Origin of the sequence: Rhodococcus gannanensis (assembly GCF_042681175.1) — a bacterium.
GTDB classification, from domain to species: domain Bacteria; phylum Actinomycetota; class Actinomycetes; order Mycobacteriales; family Mycobacteriaceae; genus Rhodococcus_G; species Rhodococcus_G gannanensis.
Genome location: NZ_JBHUFB010000020.1, coordinates 500,898 through 517,306, shown reverse-complemented (window position 1 = coordinate 517,306; position 16,409 = coordinate 500,898). Strand labels below are relative to the sequence as shown.

The following is a 16,409-nucleotide window of genomic DNA, read 5'->3' as shown; positions in this document are numbered from 1 at the left end:
TCGATTACGTTGCCGTGCATGGGGGAAGTGGTGCGGTACACGTTCCGGTTGCGGCCCGGCGCTCAGGTGGAGCGTGCCCTGGTCGCGGAATGGGATCGGTGCAGGTTCCTGTGGAATGAGGCGGTCCACCTGCAGAATTCGGGGGCACGGCCGACGTTCGGAAGCCTGTCTCGACTGTTGACCGACGCGCGATCGCGCAACATGTGGTTGAAGGATGGTTCTCAGGTCGCGCAGCAACAAACCCTGCGGACATACGCTCAGTCGCTGCAGCAGTCGTTCACGGTGAAGGGTCGTGGCCGGCCGACGTTCAAGGCCCGTAAGAAGGCACCCCTGACATTGGAGTTCACGCGACGCGGATTCCGGATCCACGACAGTCGGCTGATTCTGCCGAAAGGCATTTCCGTTCCGGTGGTGTGGTCGCGGGAGTTGCCGTCCGAACCGTCGAGTGTCCGCATCACCCGTGATTCGTTGGGGCATTGGTATGCATCGTTCGTCGTCCGCCGCGATGCCCCACCCGCCCCTGATGCGGCGGGTGGGATCGGTGTCGACTGGGGTGTATCCACGACGGCCACCACCACCGACGCAGCCTTCGACTTGCCGCATCTCGGCCACCGGAAACGGTGCGCGGCGGAGGTCGCGAAGGCACAACGGACGATGGCCCGTCGCCACAGCGGTAGTCGGGGTCCGCAGTCCAAGGGGTACGGGCGGGCGAAACGCCAGGCTGCGAGGCTGCAGAAGAAGGCCGCCCGGCAAACCGCACACGATTCGCGAGTGTGGGCGAAGCGGGTTGTCGACAGCCACGCTCTGATCGCGGTGGAGGACTTCACACCGAAGTTCCTGGCCAAGTCGACCACGGCGCGGAAGGCCGCCGATGCTGCGATCGGAGCGGCGAAGCGGGAGTTGATCGAGCGTGGTGTGCGGGCCGGCCGGAGGGTGGTGTTGGTTCGGCCCGCGTACACGAGCATGACGTGTTCGGGGTGTTTCGCGAGAGCCAAGCAGCGCCTCGGGCTCGGTGAACGAGTCTTCCGATGTGAGGTCTGCGGGTTCGCTGCGGGTCGGGATCGGAACGCTGCCGGGGTGGTCCTGGCTGTGGCAGAGCGCGGCTGCACACGTGTTGAGGATGTCAGTCAATGTGGTCACCTCCCTCCGGGGATGGTCGGGTTGCGGTCTGAGCGTGGAATCTCCTGCTTTCGGGCAGGGGAAGCGTTAAGGAACCTTCCTGGGAAATTGCCGTTGCGCAGATTTCTCGTGCAGCGTACCGTAAATCGCATGGCTGAATCGGTACACCGTACGGAAAACGCGATTCGGGCGAGGGGGCTCACGAAGACCTTTCGTCGCAAGAAAGAGACCGTCGAGGCGGTCAAGGGTGTGGACCTCGAGGTGAAACAGGGCGAACTCGTCGCCTTCCTCGGCCCCAACGGGGCGGGGAAGTCGACCACCATGCGCATGCTCACCTCGGTGCTGAGTCCCACCTCCGGGACCGCGGAGGTCGCGGGGTGCGACGTGGTGCGCGAGCCGGCGCAGGTCCGGGCCCGCATCGGCTACGTCGGGCAGGGCAATGCCGGCGGCTACTCGTACCGGGTGGGCGACGAGCTGCGCAACCAGGCGCGGTTCTACTCCGTGCCCGCCGACGTCGCCCGAGCCCGTTCGGCGGAACTGCTCGAGGCCCTCGAGCTGACCGGTCTCGAGAAACGCACGGTGCAGTCGTTGTCCGGTGGCCAGCGACGGCGCCTCGACGTCGCGATGGGGCTGATGAACCACCCGCGACTGCTGTTCCTCGACGAGCCGACCACCGGGCTCGACCCGCACGCCCGCGCCAACCTGTGGGACCACGTGCTGCGGCTGCGGGAGCAGAACGAGATGACCCTGCTCCTGACCACTCACTACCTCGACGAGGCCGATGCGATGGCCGAACGGATCGTGCTCATCGACCACGGCACCGTCATCGCGGACGCCACGCCCGCGGTGCTCAAACGCGACTACGCGGACGACGTCGTCACCGTCGAACTGTCCTCGGGCGAAGGTGTGGCCGCGGCCCGTTCGGTGCTGCCCTCCGCGGTCACCGGAGTCACCGAATCCGTCACCGACGGCGGCTCGGTCCGGCTCGCGCTCACCACCCACAACGGTCCGGAACTCGTTCCGCCGCTGCTGCGCACCCTCGACTCGGCCGGGGTCGCGGTCGCGTCCACCGACGTCAAACCCGCGTCGCTCGACGACGTGTTCCTGAACCTGACCGGCAGGTCCCTGCGCGAGGAGGCGGCATGACCGACGTCATCACCCGAACCGAGACGACGCCCTATCCCGTCGCCGACCGCTCCCGCGTCGGAAAGTGGCTGCACGACACCGGAGCCGTGTTCACCCGCGAGATCCTCGTCGTCCTGCGGGATCCCTTCTCGCTGATCTTCTCCCTGCTGCAGCCGCTGGTGTTCCTCGGACTCTTCGGCCCGCTGCTCGACGGAATGCTCGGTGCCGGGGGCATCGAGGGCGAGTCGGCTCTGCAGTGGTTCCTGCCCGGCGTGCTGGTGATGATCGCGATCTTCGGCACCGGAATGGTCGGCGGAAACCTGTTGTACGAGTTGATGACCGGCGCCTACGAGCGGATTCTCGCAACACCGTTGGACCGTTCGTCGATCCTCGTCGGCCGTGCGCTCAAGGAGTTCGCGCCGCTCGTCGTCCAGGCCTTGCTCATCACCGTCGTCGCCATTCCGTTCGGGCTCACCTTCTACCCGCTGCACGTCCTCGTCGGACTGTTGATCCTCGGCGTATTCGGCATCGGACTGGGTGCGCTGTCGTACGCACTCGGATTGGCGGCCAAGGGTCGTGAGTGGGTGTTCTGGGGTGTGCAGCAGTCGGTGATCTTCCCGTTGCTGCTGCTCGCCGGTATGATGCTGCCGCTGGAATCCGGCCCGGGCTGGATGCAGGCGCTGTCGAAGGGAAATCCGCTCACCTACATCGTCGACGCCGAGCGGGCACTGTTCACCGGTGTCATGTGGGACGCCGACGTCGCATGGGGGATCGTCGCCGCGATCGCCACCTGCGCGGTCGGACTCTGGGTCGGTATCCGGGCGGTCATGCGCAGCATCTGACGCACAGAACCCCTGTGCACACACCTTGTCGGTGGTGCACAGGGGCTCTGCGCGTGGAACCGTTCTTTGCCAGGGTGATCGTGAGACACACCCTGGCAAAGAACACGGGGGTGTGCGGCGACGAAAAGGTGTGTGCACCATCGGCACCCACCCTCGGACGTCACGCGCCGGGCAGCACCTCGACCGTGTCCTCGTCGAACTCGGGCAGGTCGAGCGGCTCACCGAACGAGTGGTACGTCTTCACCTGCGTGCCGTCGTCCTCCTTCACCAGGTAGCCGTCGTCGGCGATCCAGTAGTGCACCGCCGTCGGGACCTGGGGCCGCATCGCCGCACGGAGATCGACGCCCGACGACTTCATCTCCTCGGGGAGGGCCTCCAGAGCGAGGTCGATCATCACCTCGGGATCGGGCGTCACGACGAAGTGCGTCGTCGAGGTGCCGGCCACGTCCTCCCGGCCGCTGTCGACGATCTCCTTGGAGCTGAGCACCAGCTTCTTGACGAAGTCGGAGTCGAAGGTCTTGTCGAGCATCCCCGACATGCCGTTGCTGTCGGAAACCCGGTACCAGGTCCCCGGCTTCGCCCCCTCGGCGCCCTGACCGGGCAGCACGAACACGACGTTGCCCCGCATGAGAACGCCCTGCACCGGGGACGACTCGTCACCCATCTCGGTGTAGGTGACGCGCTGGGTGTAGTCGAGCTGGCTTTCGGTCGTCATGCCGCCCGCGGTGGTGGAGACGCGGATCGGTCCCGCCGTCAGCGTTCGGGTCACCGCCGCCTCGAGCTTCTCGGCAGGGGAGGAGGACGCCGACAGTTCGGCGACGGGCGCCGATTCGGCGGACTGCGCGGTGCCGGAGGTGTCGTCACCGCAGCCCGTGGCCGCGGCGGCGACCGCGGTGGCGAGCAGGGCAGTGGCGAACAGGCGTCGAATCGGGAGGTGCGTGCTCATTGCTCTCTTTCGGTCTCGGGATCGTCGAGTGTGCGCGTTCCGCCGCAACACCCCGGGGCGCTGCGGCGCACGGTGCACTCTCGCACGTCTGTTGGACGCACCGGGCGGCGCAGCGGTTCCGTGCACGCTCACGATCCGTCGCACCGACCTAGGCGCGGTGACCGTTGGACCGCTTCCCGGGAGCCGCCGCCGTTCCGCGACCCCGAGCCGGGGCGCGTCAGCAGGGCGGTCCTCCGGTCAGCGCCGGATCGAGGGCTTGGCGGACGAGGAACAGTGGGACCGGATGGTCGATCAGACCGGGACCGTCCGCACCGGGTTCTCCGAAGTCCCGGGCGTGCCCGACTGCGAGGTCGGGGTCCTGGCAGACGTCCTGCACGTACACGTTCCGGACCGACGTTCCGGGAGCGGCGACGAGGAACGAACTCTGGTAGGGGGTGATCGACTCGTCCTTGGTGGTCGCGATGACGGTGTAGTCGACGCCGGGGAACGTCTCCTGGCCCGCGTTGAGCTTCGTCAGGAAGGACGACCCGGGGACCTGCTGCCGCACGGCTTTCGGGGCGGTTGCGGCGGCGAGAGCCGTGGGATAGGTGCCACCGAACGTCGTTCCGTGTGTCGTCGGCCCGAGCAGGACGAGCGTGTGGACCGTGCTGCCATCCGGGGTCACGCCCCCCTCGAACCGGAGGTACTGGCGGGCGACCGTACCGCCCATCGAATGCCCGACGATGTCGACCTGTGCGGCCCCGGTCCGCTCGAGGACGTCGTCGACGAACCCGGCGAGTTCACGGGCGGAGTCCTCGATGTCTCCGGTTCCCCACCCTGTCACCCACGTCAGGTCGGACTGCAGCACCTGGGTGGCACCGTGGTTCAGCGCGAAGACGCAGTAGCCGTCGGCAGCGAGCTGCTCGACGAGCGGACCCCGGTGTTGCGTCTCGGGCGGGTCCCCCCACAGCTCGCCGGGTCCGCCCCACGTCTTCTGCATGCTCGCACCGACGCCGTGCACGAGCACGACAGGACGGGGGTGCTGCGGCGTCGGCGCGCACGTCCAGTCGTTGACGCCGGCGAGGGTGCCCTGCTCCGGTTCCGCCGTCGCTGCCGACCCTGAGGAACTCGCCGCCGCACCCGCGGACGGGAGTGCAGCGGCGCCGAGGGAGATCAGTGCAACGGTCGCGACAGTGGTTGCCGCGGTGCGAAGCCGGTCGAGCATGTGAGTCCCCCAGGGGTCGGTGTGTCGCGGATGCCGGCTGCCGGGTCCGTGCGAGCACACTCCGAGTGTGCCCGGGTGACCGTCCAGCCGCGGCGCAAACGGGCGTCCTCGTCTCACTGTCGCGGAACTCACGCCCAGGGGTTCTCGCGGGCGAAGACGGTGGGGAAGGAGAGCGTCACGCCGTCGCGGTCGGCGAGCCGGACGAGCACCGACATGGTGCGGTCGAGGTCGTCGCCGGCGTAGGGGAGTGCGCGCAGCGGCTGCGTGAGCGGTCGGAAGAAGTCGTCCCAGTGGACGAGGACCGCTCGTCGCGCGCCGACGGTCGCGACGGTCTCGGTCCAGTACGCCTCGATGTAGTCGTCGGACTGGATACCGAGCTGCCCGACTCCGAGATAGGCGACATCGGCGTTGGTGCCGTCGAGTGCGCCGGGAACGTATCCGGCGCTGCCCTGGACGAGGAGCGACCGGCCGGACCCGGTGTGGCGGACCAGTGTCGACCACGCCTCGCCGCAACGGAAGGTGGACGCGCGGACCGGTGGCACGACGGGCGCGGTGATCGTGCCGGGGTACCGATCGGGTGGACAGTGGTGCGACTCGATCAGCGTCACCTCGAAACCGCCGAACCGCATCGGGGCGCCGGGCGTCGCGGCCACCAACCGGTCCGAGGGAAGGCCGTGACCGAGGCCGACCTGCGTGGCGGAACCGCCGCCCACGAGAACGGCGCCGGTGCGCTCGGCGACCGCCGCGGAGTCCAGCGCGTGATCGAAGTGGGTGTGCACCGGGATCACCGCGTCGAGGGCCGTGACACCGACCCTGCCGAGGGCCGCGTCGATGCGCGTCGGGTCGGGTGCGATCCGGCCGAGGGCCACCCGGGCCAGCGACGGGCGGCTGAAGTAGCCGTCGGTCATGATCGCCGACCCGCCGTCCTCGACGAGCAGGGTCGAGACACCGAGAAACGTGACGGCAGGCTCCGCCCCCGCAGCGGGGACGTCGAACCGGTTCCGGTACGTGGAGATGTCGGGTCTACCGAGTCGCACGCGCATACCGGGCACGGTAGCCGGGGGCGATCGCGCTGCGACGATTTCGCCGTCGGCGCGGGTTTGGCAACGGTGTGGAGACGGCGGACGCAGGAGACCGAGGGCGTCTGCAGCGAGCAGTCCGGCCGGGTCGACCGCATCGCCCGGCGAAGGGTCGGGTTCCGTGATTGCCCTCACAAACGGGGTGTCCCGGCCGTGATGGCCACGGCTGGGAAGGCCTCGTTGCGAACCGTGCGCCGCCCCCGTGGTCGCGGCCCGGGGTGGGGCATCTGCCTGCGGAAACACCGTACCCGCGGGTAACTTCCGTCGCTGTAGCCGGCGCGTGGTGGCCCAATAGTTCTTCGCAATCTTTGCAACTTGGGGGGAGAATCTAGCGAAGCTTGGCATTAGCTACAGGTAGACGCCAGATTTTGCCTATGACACCCTTGATGCGTACACAGCAAGGGCCTGGCAAGGATGCGAAGCCGTACGGACGTACTGGACGAGCTCCCCGAAAGGCCAGTTGATCCGAAGAGAGTGGAGTCTTGATGTCGACCACCGGCACCCCGAAGACCGCAGAGCAGATCCAGCAGGATTGGGACACCAACCCGCGTTGGAAGGGCATCACCCGCAACTACACCGCCGAGCAGGTTGTCAAGCTGCAGGGCACCGTCGTCGAGGAAGCCACCCTCGCTCGCCGCGGCTCGGAGATCCTGTGGGACCTCGTCAACAACGAGGACTACATCAACTCCCTCGGCGCCCTCACCGGCAACCAGGCCGTGCAGCAGGTGCGCGCCGGCCTGAAGGCCATCTACCTCTCCGGCTGGCAGGTCGCCGGTGACGCGAACCTCTCCGGCCACACCTACCCGGACCAGAGCCTCTACCCGGCCAACTCGGTTCCGCAGGTCGTCCGCCGCATCAACAACGCGCTGCTGCGCGCCGACGAGATCGCCAAGGTCGAGGGTGACACCTCCGTCGACAACTGGCTCGCTCCGATCGTCGCCGACGGCGAAGCCGGCTTCGGTGGCGCCCTCAACGTCTACGAGTTGCAGAAGGCCATGATCGCGGCCGGCGTCGCCGGTTCGCACTGGGAGGACCAGCTCGCGTCGGAGAAGAAGTGCGGCCACCTCGGTGGCAAGGTGCTCATCCCGACCCAGCAGCACATCCGCACCCTGACCTCGGCTCGCCTCGCGGCCGACGTCGCGGACGTCCCGACCGTCGTCATCGCCCGCACCGACGCCGAGGCCGCCACCCTGCTGACCTCCGACGTCGACGAGCGCGACCGTGAGTTCCTGGACGGCACCCGTACCGCCGAGGGCTTCTACGGCGTCAAGAACGGCATCGAGCCCTGCATCGCCCGCGCGAAGGCCTACGCCCCGTACTCCGACCTCATCTGGATGGAGACCGGTGTTCCGGACCTCGAGGTCGCGAAGAAGTTCGCCGAGTCGGTTCGCAGCGAGTTCCCGGACCAGCTGCTGGCCTACAACTGCTCCCCGTCCTTCAACTGGAAGGCGCACCTGGACGACGCGACCATCGCGAAGTTCCAGCGTGAGCTCGGCGCGATGGGCTTCAAGTTCCAGTTCATCACCCTCGCCGGCTTCCACTCGCTCAACTACGGCATGTTCGACCTGGCCCACGGCTACGCCCGCAACGGCATGACCGCCTTCGTCGACCTGCAGGAGCGCGAGTTCAAGGCCGCCGAGGAGCGTGGCTTCACCGCCATCAAGCACCAGCGTGAGGTCGGCGCCGGCTACTTCGACAGCATCGCCACCACTGTCGACCCCAACACCTCGACGGCTGCTCTGAAGGGCTCCACCGAGGAGGGCCAGTTCCACTAGGAACTGCCACCCCAGTCGCCCGCGGCGGCGCTTCCCCGGCGCCGTCGCAGGGGTGACGACTCATCGTTCACCCCGCCGCGGGACCAACAGCCCGGATCCCGCGGCGGGGATGGACAACCGCGATGCACAGATATCTGCATGACGATCCACCACACGATGAGGAGCTGACGTGACCAGCGAGAAGATCCAGCGCGTCGGCGTGATCGGCGCCGGACAGATGGGCGCCGGAATCGCTGAGGTGTGTGCCCGCGCGCATGTCGACGTCCTGGTGTACGAGCAGACCCGCGAGCTTGCGGCAGCCGGACGCGCGCGCATCATGCGCTCGCTCGACCGCGGCGTGAGCAGTGGAAAGATCACCGAACGTGAGCGCGAGCAGGCCGCCTGGCGCCTCCGTTTCACCTCCGACCTGGGCGACTTCGCAGACCGGCAGCTCGTCGTCGAGGCCGTCGTCGAGGACGAGAAGGTCAAGAGCGCAATCTTCGCCGAACTGGACCAGATCGTCACCGATCCCGACGCGGTCCTCGCGTCCAACACCTCCTCCATCCCGATCATGAAGCTCGGCATCACCACCAGCCGTCCCGAGCGCGTCATCGGTCTGCACTTCTTCAATCCGGTGCCTGTGCTCCCTCTGGTCGAGCTGGTCACCACCCTCAAGACGAGCGCCGCGGTCACCGAGCGCGCCGAGCAGTTCGCCGGCGAGGTCCTCGGCAAGCAGGTCGTGCGATCCGCCGACCGCTCCGGCTTCGTCGTCAACGCGCTGCTCGTGCCCTACCTGCTCTCCGCCATCCGCATGGTCGAATCCGGTTTCGCGACCAAGGAGGACATCGACAAGGCGACCGTCCTCGGTCTCGCACACCCGATGGGCCCGCTGGCGCTCACCGACCTCGTCGGTCTCGACACCGTGAAGTCGATCGCCGACTCGATGTACGAGGAGTTCAAGGAGCCCCTGTACTCCGCACCGCCCCTGCTCCTGCGCATGGTCGAGGCCGGTCTCGTCGGTAAGAAGGTCGGCCGCGGCTTCTACGAGTACGCCGACAACGGCCGCGTCGCCAAGAAGGCCAGCTAGCCCGGAACGAGCCCTGTCCGCCGCGGGCGCACTGTCACATCGTGTGCGTCCCGTGAGCACGATGTGACATTTGCGCCCGCGGCAAGGGGTGTCCCAGCGCAGAAGGAAGGGGTCGACTCGAATGTCGAGCAGCGCAGCTGGTTACGGTTCCAGCGTCCTCGGGTATCCGCGGATCGGGCCCCGGCGTGAACTCAAGCGGGCGCTCGAGGCGTACTGGCACGGACAGTGTCCCCAGGCGGAACTCGTGGCAGTGGCACGAGAGCTTCAGGAGCAGACGTGGAGTGAGCTCGCCGCGACCGGTCTGACCCAGGTCCCGGGCAACACGTTCTCCTACTACGACCACGTCCTCGACAACGCGCTGCTGTTCGGGGCCGTCCCGTCCCGCTTCGTGCCCCTGCAGGGTGAGCTCGACGAACTCGACTTCTACTTCACGATGGCCCGCGGCCGGCCCGACTTCCCGCCTCTGGAACTGGTCCGGTACATCGACAGCAACTACCACTACCGCCAACCGGAGCTGGACGAGCGGACGCCGTTCGCGCTGCACGCCGACGCCCTGATGGACGAGTTCGAACGCGCCAAGGCGCGCGGTATCGAACTGCGTCCGGTGGTGCTGGGGCCCGTCTCGCTGCTACTGCTGTCCAAGGTGGGTCCCGATGCGGCCGAGGGCTTCTCGACCCTCGACCTGCTCGACCGGCTGCTCCCGCAGTACGAGGAGCTGTTCGAGCTGCTCGCGAAGGCGGGCGCGACCTGTGTCCAGCTCGACGAACCGATGTTCACGCAGGACCGCACCGCCGACGAGCTCGTCGCTCTGGATCGGGCGTACCGGACGCTGTCCCGGGCGCCGCTGCGGCCGCGCATCCTGGTCACCGGGCCGTACGGCAACCTCGGGGAGGCGCTGCCGATCCTCGCGGCCACCCAGATCGAGGCCATCGGCCTGGACCTGGTGTACGGCCGGATGTCCGCCGACGAGCTGGCCCGGATCCCCGGCCTCAAGCGCAAGCGGCTCTACGCGGGTGTGGTCAACGGCCGCAACGTCTGGCGGGCGGACAACGTCGTCACGCTGACGTACCTGTCGCAGCTCGCGGACGTCATCCCGGACCTCGTCGTGTCGACGTCGTGCTCGCTGATGCACGTGCCCTACGACGTGCTCGCCGAATGGGACCTCGACGGCGACGTCGCGGACCGCCTTGCCTTCGCCAAGCAGAAGGTCGGAGAGGTCGTGTCACTGGCGAAGGCCCTGACCGAGGGCCCCTCCGAACGCTGGCGCAAGAAGCCGACGTCGGTGCACTTCAAGCAGAAGCACGAGGTTCGGGCCAGGCTCAACGCGATCCGGCCCGCGGATCGGGTCAGGGCGCCGTACGAGGAGCGCCGCGCCGCACAGCAGGCCCGCCTGGACCTGCCGCTGGTGCCCGCGACGACTCTCGGCTCCTTCCCACAGTCCAGTGAGATCCGGCAGGCGCGCTACGAACTCGGGGAGGGCCGGCTCGACTACCCGGACTACGTCAAGCAGGTCCAGGAGGAGATCGAGCGGACGATTCGCCTGCAGGAAGACATCGGGCTCGACGTCCTCGTGCACGGTGAGCACGAACGCAACGACATGATCCAGTACTTCGCCGAGCTGATGGACGGATTCGCGTCCACTCGCGCGGGGTGGGTGCAGGCATACGGTTCGCGGTGTGTTCGCCCGCCGATCCTCTACGGCGACGTCAAGCGCCGGGGGCCGATGACCGTGGACTGGATCGGGTACGCGCAGTCGCTGACCGACAAGCCGGTCAAGGGCATGCTCACCGGTCCGGTGACGATGGTGGCGCGCTCGTTCGTGCGCCAGGACCAGCCGCTGCACGAGACCGCCGACCAGCTGGCGCTCGCGGTCCGCGACGAGATCGCGGACCTCGAGAAGGCGGGAATCGCGATCATCCAGGTCGACGAGCCCGCGATCCGTGAGCTGCTGCCGCTGCGTGCCGGAGGGCGCCTGGAGTACCTGGGGTGGGCGGTCGAGGCGTTCACGCTGGCGACCGGCGGCGCGAAGCCGGACACCCAGATCCACACGCACCTGTCGTACACCAGCAGGACCGAGGTGGTCGACGCCATCGAGCGCCTCGACTGCGACGTGACGGCGATCGTGGCGACCCGGTCCATCGACTGGGTGCTCGACGCGATCACCGAGCGCAAGCTCACCCATGGCGTGGGACCCGGTGTGTACGAGTCCCGTTCGGCGCGGATTCCCGACATCGACGAGTTCGACGAACTGCTCACCAAGGCTGCCGAATCGGTCGACCTCGACCGGCTGTGGGCGAACCCGGACGGTGGCCTCAAGACCCGCCACTACTGGCAGCTCGAACCGTCGCTACGGAACCTGGTTGCCGCCGCGCGGCGCCTGCGGAGGCGGGCGGCCCGGACCGGCTGACGCCACAGACGTGCGTTCCGTTCGCGGCCCGTGAGTGGTCGCGGCCGCGGAGGGAACGTCTCGAGGGGCCCGGACTGCACCGTCGTCCGGGATGGGAAGGCCCCGAACCGTTTTCGGTTCGGGGCCTTCTCGTGTCCGGGTGTCGGTCAGGAGCCGCTGCTGCCGCTGCCTGTCTCGGCCGGGAGGTTCGTGCCGTCGGATCCGGTTCCGTGGATGGAGACGGTCACCTGCGCCCCCGGGTCGGCCTCGACCGTGACGACGCGGGCGCCGGGTGCCGAGGTGACGTCGCCGCCGTCCGCCGTCACCACGTACCCGTCCGGGTAGTGCCGTTCCGAGACGTAGATCTCGGTGGGCTCAGGCGACGGCCGCGCCGTGTACGTGTAGCGGAAGTCGCCGCCGTCGGGGTTGAACTGCAGGGTGCCGGGCGTGCCCGCGGTCGCCTGCGGATAGGTGCGGACGAGTTGCCGCCCCACCTCTCCGAGGAACGGATCGGTCCCGCGGTTCGCGTAGAAGTGCCAGTACTGCCAGCCGATGAAGCGCTCGTCGGCGCGTCGAAGGGTGTTGCCGAGCACCGTCGGGTCACCGTCGCCGAATTCGGTGACCACGGTCGGGATGCCGGCGCGTCCGGTGATCGCGTCGATGTTCCGCCAGGTGTTGTTCTGCGTCGCGGTGCACAGGACCCGTAGGTCCTCGGGCAGTCCGAGGTAGATGGCGAGCTGGCTGGGGATGCAGTAGTCGTGCGGCGCGAACACGATGTTCGGGTCGGTGAGCGCGGGTGTCTCAGGCGGGTTCGCGAGGTTCGACGGCATCAGCTGGTTCCACGTGACGTTCGGTTCCCAGAACACCGGCATGGTCGGGCTCTCGGTCCGGATCGCGTCGGTGAGTTTCTGCATCGCCGCCTGGTACGTGCGGTCGAAGTCGGGGCAGCCGTTCGGGAAACAGGTCGGGAACGGGGATCCGGGCCACGGCTCGTTCATCACCTCGATGCCGAGCACCCCTGGCTTCCCGTTCATCCTGGCGGCGAGGGCGGCGAGCGCGTCACCCAGGTGGTCGAGGGCGCCATGGGTGTTGTTCCACACCTCGTCCCAGCCCCGGTTCATGCTCGGCATCAGGTTGTACAACGGGAACCCGGGATTGGGCTCGTTCGCGCCGGGCCGCGCCTCGATCGCCCAGGCGGGAAAACCGTTGCCGCCCCATACCTTCGAGAGGCCGTCCTGGTGGTTGTCGAGCAGCACCTGGATGCCGCGCGAGGTGAGCGTGTCGACGACCGCGGCGAGCCGGTCGAGGTACGCGTCGTCGATGCGTCCGCGTTCCGGCATCAGGGCGTCGAAGGAGGTGCCGAGGCGGACGGTGTTGAATCCGTGTCCGACGAGCAGATCCGCGTCCGCCGGTGTGAGCGTCTCGTCGGGATCCAGGTACGGGGCGGACTTGTCGACGGTGTTGACCCCGTGGAGCAGGACGGTGCGGTCGAACTCGTCGACGAAGTGGCGGCCGTCGACGTGGACCGAGACCGCCGCGGTCGGGGCCTCGTCGGCACCGGTGACGGGGGGAAGGCTGACGATCGGGAGGGCGACGAGCGCCCCGACCGTCGCGACGACTGCAGCCCTGTACGACACTCGCATCGCCGAACTCCTCGGGTCGAATGTGTTGGACATATGTCCAAAATTTGCGTGATGTTAGCGAATCCCATGTGTTCCTGGTCAGGAATTGCGGAATCGGGTGTCGGCGCTGCGGCCCGCCGTTGCGGTCGGTTCGGCGCCGGGGATAGACATATGGGCATGCTCACCGTTTCCGCCTATGCCGCGACCGCCGCCGACGCACCACTGGAGAAGACGACCATCGAGCGACGGGACCTCGGCCCGCTCGACGTCCTGATCGAGATCAAGTACGCGGGCATCTGCCACTCCGACATCCACACCGCCCGAAACGAGTGGGGCGGAACCCGGTACCCGGTGGTGCCCGGCCACGAGATCGCCGGCATCGTCACCGAGGTCGGCGCCGACGTGACCCGGCACAAGGTCGGGGACCGCGTCGGAGTCGGGTGCTTCGTCGACTCCTGCGGAGTCTGCGGGCCGTGTGAGGCCGGGGAGGAGCAGTACTGCGCCAACCGGGTCACCGCCACCTACAACTCCGTCGGGAAGGACGGAAAGGTCACCCAGGGCGGCTACTCGACGCACATCGTCGTCACGGAGAGCTTCGTCGTCTCCATCCCGGAAGGGCTGGACCTCGCCGCAGCCACCCCGTTGTTGTGCGCGGGCATCACGCTCTACTCGCCGCTGCGGCACTGGAACGCCGGTCCCGGCAAGAAGGTCGCCATCGTCGGGATGGGCGGACTCGGGCACGTCGGGGTGAAGATCGCGCACGCGATGGGCGCGGAGGTCACCGTGCTGAGCCAGTCGCTGTCCAAGCAGGAGGACGGGCTGCGGTTCGGTGCCGACCACTACCACGCGACCGCCGACCCGGCCGTGTTCAAGCAGTTGCGCAGCACCTTCGACCTGGTCCTCAACACCGTCTCGGTCAATCTCGACATCGACGCCTACCTGGGGACGCTCGCGCTCGACGGCACCATGGTCCTGCTCGGACTGCCGGAGAAGCCGATCTCGGTGCGCGGGTTCTCGCTGGCGGGCAACCGTCGCAGCCTCGCGGGATCCAACGTCGGCGGCCTGCGCGAAACCCAGGAGATGCTCGACTTCTGCGCCGAACACGGGATCGTCTCGGAGATCGAACTCATCTCCGCGGATCGGATCAACGAGGCGTACGAGCGGGTGTTGCGCAGTGACGTCCGCTACCGCTTCGTCATCGACGCCGCGACGTTCTAGGAGGGTGGTGGTGCGCGAGCGTGCACCACCACACCGGCCCGCACGCCAGGCGCATAATGGAGGTGACGCAGATCACGTCTGGTGAAGGGTCGAGGCGATGCGGGGTCAACTGGACGGGCACCGGGTGGCGGTTCTCGCCGCCGACGGCGTCGAGCAGGACGAACTCGTCGAGTCGAGGCGCGCGGTCGAGGCCGCCGGCGGCACGACGGAGTTGCTGTCCATCGCGCCCGGCGAAGTGCAGGCCTACCGCTCCGACATCGTGACTGCGGACCGGTTCCCGGTGGATCTGCTCGTGGGACGCGCGGACCTCGACAGCTACGACGGGTTGATCCTGCCCGGCGGGACGTTGTGCCCGGACCGGCTGCGGACCGACGACCACGCGGTCGCCTTCGTTCGGCACGCCATGCACATCGGCAAGCCGGTTGCGGCGATCGGACACGCACCGTGGACCCTCGTCGAGGCGGGAGTGGTCACCGGGCGCACACTCACCGCCTGGCCGAGCCTGCGCACCGACATCGTCAACGCGGGCGGGTTCTTCGTGAACGAGAAGGTCGTCGTCGACCGGAACCTGGTGACGAGCCGTAGCCCCATCGACCTGCCCAGCTTCTGCGCGGCCCTGGTCGGGAAGTTCACCCAGCATCCCGAGGTGATCGGTCGATTCTGAGCTGCACACGTGGACCCGCGACCCTTGTCGCTCCCGGTTCGGCGGGCGTAGCGTCGAACACCACAGCCGTTTCCTCTACCGAGAGGAGTGCACCATGAAGCTTCATCTGTTCGCCGAGTGGTTCGGCTACGCACTCGGCCTGCTCGCGATCATCGCGTTCGCGCTGGCCGTCGTCGCGGCGGCGTCCGGCTTCGCGGGGTGGGCGGTCGTGGCCGCGGTGACCTTCATGGTCGCGGTGGCGGTGGCCCTCGCCCTGGTCGGCGGCACCGTGCGGCACGACCACCGGCAGCGCAGGCACACACCGCGGTTCCCGCTGCCCGGCGGCAGCGCCTGGCCGGTCAAGCCCTGAACGTCAGGACCGCGCCAGTCGTAGTTTCTCCGCCTCGACGTCGAAGTCGGCGGGCGGCCATGTCAGGCCGAAGCGTTCGAGCGCGTCGATCAGCAGTTCCGTCACCGCCAGCCGGGTGAACCACTTCCGGTCCGACGGGACCACGAACCACGGCGCGTGCTCGGTCGACGTCCGATCGAGCATCGCCTGGTACGCCTCCTGGTACCTGGGCCAGAAGCCGCGTTCGGTGATGTCGCCCGGGTTGTACTTCCAGTACTTGTCGGGACGGTCGAGGCGCTCGGCGAGGCGCGCCTTCTGTTCGTCGAGCGAGACGAACATCGCCACCTTCACGAGGGTCGTCCCGGAATCGACGAGGTCACGCTCGAAGGCGTTGATCTCGTCGTAGCGGGCCTCCCACTCGGCGCGGGGGACCAGGTCGTGCACCCGCACCACGAGGACGTCCTCGTAGTGCGAGCGGTCGAAGACCCCGAGCTGGCCCTTCCGGGGCAGTTCCCGGCGGATCCGCCACAGGTAGTGGTGTCGTTTCTCCTCGGGCGTCGGGACCCCGAACGAGGCGTGGTCGACGCCCTGCGGGTCGACGTGGCCGATCACGTGCCGGACCACTCCGCCCTTGCCCGCGGTGTCCATGCCCTGCAGGACCAGCAGCACGGACCGGTTCTCGTCGGTCGTGCGGGCGCACGCGAACAGCTTCTCCTGCAGCCCCGACAGCACCGCACCGCGCTCCTCGAGCAGTCGGGCACCGAGGGCCTTGTCTCCCGCGAAGCCGGGGGTGCCGCCGGTGTCGAGTTCGCCGACGCGGGTGGTGGGGGTGACGCGCAATGCCTGCGCGGCGGGGATCAGCCAGCCTTCACTCTTGCCCATGGTCGTGACTCTCCCACGAGGGGAGCGGGTTCGACGGGATCAGGGCGTGTCTCCCAATCCCCTTGCGGCGCCCCTGGCGTTCAATCGCCGCCCGGCTGCGTTGTCGTCGGCGCCGATACAACCCCGGTATCGGCTTCTCCTCCGCCTTCCCGG

At 68.2% G+C, this 16,409-nt stretch carries 13 protein-coding genes and 1 pseudogene; 9 read left to right on the top strand and 5 right to left on the bottom strand.

What is annotated here, in order from left to right:
* Positions 1 to 18: 18 nt before the first annotated feature.
* The 3 genes and pseudogenes from ACFSJG_RS23170 to ACFSJG_RS23160 form a co-directional block, all read left to right on the top strand.
* Positions 19 to 1,014: pseudogene (locus tag ACFSJG_RS23170) on the top strand (RNA-guided endonuclease InsQ/TnpB family protein); the annotation flags it as partial.
* 255 nt (positions 1,015 to 1,269) lie between these two features.
* Entirely contained in the window at positions 1,270 to 2,265 is a 996-nt protein-coding gene (locus ACFSJG_RS23165; RefSeq protein ID WP_378487928.1) for an ABC transporter ATP-binding protein, read from the top strand.
* The gene (locus tag ACFSJG_RS23160) at positions 2,262 to 3,086 is read left to right on the top strand and encodes an ABC transporter permease (protein WP_378487574.1); all 825 of its coding nucleotides are present in this window, start codon (positions 2,262 to 2,264) and stop codon (positions 3,084 to 3,086) included. Before ACFSJG_RS23165 ends, ACFSJG_RS23160 begins: the two co-directional genes overlap by 4 nt.
* 160 nt (positions 3,087 to 3,246) lie before the next feature.
* On the opposite strand, the gene ACFSJG_RS23155 is transcribed toward ACFSJG_RS23160, so the two are convergent.
* The 3 genes from ACFSJG_RS23155 to ACFSJG_RS23145 all read right to left on the bottom strand — a co-directional run bounded on the left by ACFSJG_RS23155 (position 3,247) and on the right by ACFSJG_RS23145 (position 6,279).
* Positions 3,247 to 4,032: a hypothetical protein gene (locus ACFSJG_RS23155; RefSeq protein WP_378487573.1), complete on the bottom strand. Its 786-nt coding sequence runs from the start codon at positions 4,030 to 4,032 to the stop codon at positions 3,247 to 3,249.
* A 217-nt stretch (positions 4,033 to 4,249) separates the two neighbouring features.
* On the bottom strand, positions 4,250 to 5,236 hold the full coding sequence (locus ACFSJG_RS23150; protein WP_378487572.1) for an esterase/lipase family protein: 987 nt from the start codon (positions 5,234 to 5,236) through the stop codon (positions 4,250 to 4,252).
* Between the two features lie 128 nt (positions 5,237 to 5,364).
* Positions 5,365 to 6,279 carry an MBL fold metallo-hydrolase gene (locus ACFSJG_RS23145; RefSeq protein ID WP_378487571.1) on the bottom strand — a complete coding sequence of 305 codons (915 nt, stop codon included), beginning with the start codon at positions 6,277 to 6,279 and terminating at the stop codon, positions 5,365 to 5,367.
* Positions 6,280 to 6,800: 521 nt separating this feature from the next.
* On the opposite strand from ACFSJG_RS23145, the gene aceA reads away from it, so the two are divergent.
* The 3 genes from aceA (at position 6,801) to metE (ending at position 11,563) form a co-directional block, all read left to right on the top strand.
* Entirely contained in the window at positions 6,801 to 8,090 is a 1,290-nt protein-coding gene (gene aceA / locus ACFSJG_RS23140; protein ID WP_007534416.1) for an isocitrate lyase, read from the top strand.
* 169 nt (positions 8,091 to 8,259) lie between these two features.
* Positions 8,260 to 9,156, top strand: coding sequence for a 3-hydroxybutyryl-CoA dehydrogenase (locus tag ACFSJG_RS23135; protein ID WP_378487570.1), 897 nt, complete (start codon positions 8,260 to 8,262; stop codon positions 9,154 to 9,156).
* A 121-nt stretch (positions 9,157 to 9,277) separates the two neighbouring features.
* Positions 9,278 to 11,563, top strand: coding sequence for a 5-methyltetrahydropteroyltriglutamate--homocysteine S-methyltransferase (gene metE / locus ACFSJG_RS23130; RefSeq protein ID WP_378487569.1), 2,286 nt, complete (start codon positions 9,278 to 9,280; stop codon positions 11,561 to 11,563).
* Between the two features lie 146 nt (positions 11,564 to 11,709).
* Here the strand turns inward: metE and ACFSJG_RS23125 are convergent, their stop codons facing one another.
* Complete coding sequence (locus ACFSJG_RS23125; RefSeq protein WP_378487568.1) at positions 11,710 to 13,185, bottom strand: endoglycoceramidase I; 1,476 nt, start codon at positions 13,183 to 13,185, stop codon at positions 11,710 to 11,712.
* 156 nt (positions 13,186 to 13,341) lie between these two features.
* Here ACFSJG_RS23125 and ACFSJG_RS23120 point away from each other — a divergent pair, with 156 nt between their 5' ends.
* The 3 genes from ACFSJG_RS23120 (at position 13,342) to ACFSJG_RS23110 (ending at position 15,395) form a co-directional block, all read left to right on the top strand.
* Complete coding sequence (locus ACFSJG_RS23120) at positions 13,342 to 14,382, top strand: NAD(P)-dependent alcohol dehydrogenase (RefSeq protein ID WP_378487567.1); 1,041 nt, start codon at positions 13,342 to 13,344, stop codon at positions 14,380 to 14,382.
* A gap of 97 nt (positions 14,383 to 14,479) precedes the next feature.
* Positions 14,480 to 15,046 (top strand): type 1 glutamine amidotransferase domain-containing protein, encoded by a 567-nt coding sequence (locus tag ACFSJG_RS23115; protein ID WP_378487566.1) that lies wholly within the window; start codon positions 14,480 to 14,482, stop codon positions 15,044 to 15,046.
* Between the two features lie 94 nt (positions 15,047 to 15,140).
* On the top strand, positions 15,141 to 15,395 hold the full coding sequence (locus ACFSJG_RS23110) for a hypothetical protein (protein ID WP_378487565.1): 255 nt from the start codon (positions 15,141 to 15,143) through the stop codon (positions 15,393 to 15,395).
* A 3-nt stretch (positions 15,396 to 15,398) separates the two neighbouring features.
* On the opposite strand, the gene ACFSJG_RS23105 is transcribed toward ACFSJG_RS23110, so the two are convergent.
* The gene (locus ACFSJG_RS23105) at positions 15,399 to 16,256 is read right to left on the bottom strand and encodes a polyphosphate kinase 2 family protein (RefSeq protein WP_378487564.1); all 858 of its coding nucleotides are present in this window, start codon (positions 16,254 to 16,256) and stop codon (positions 15,399 to 15,401) included.
* Positions 16,257 to 16,409 lie beyond the last annotated feature (153 nt).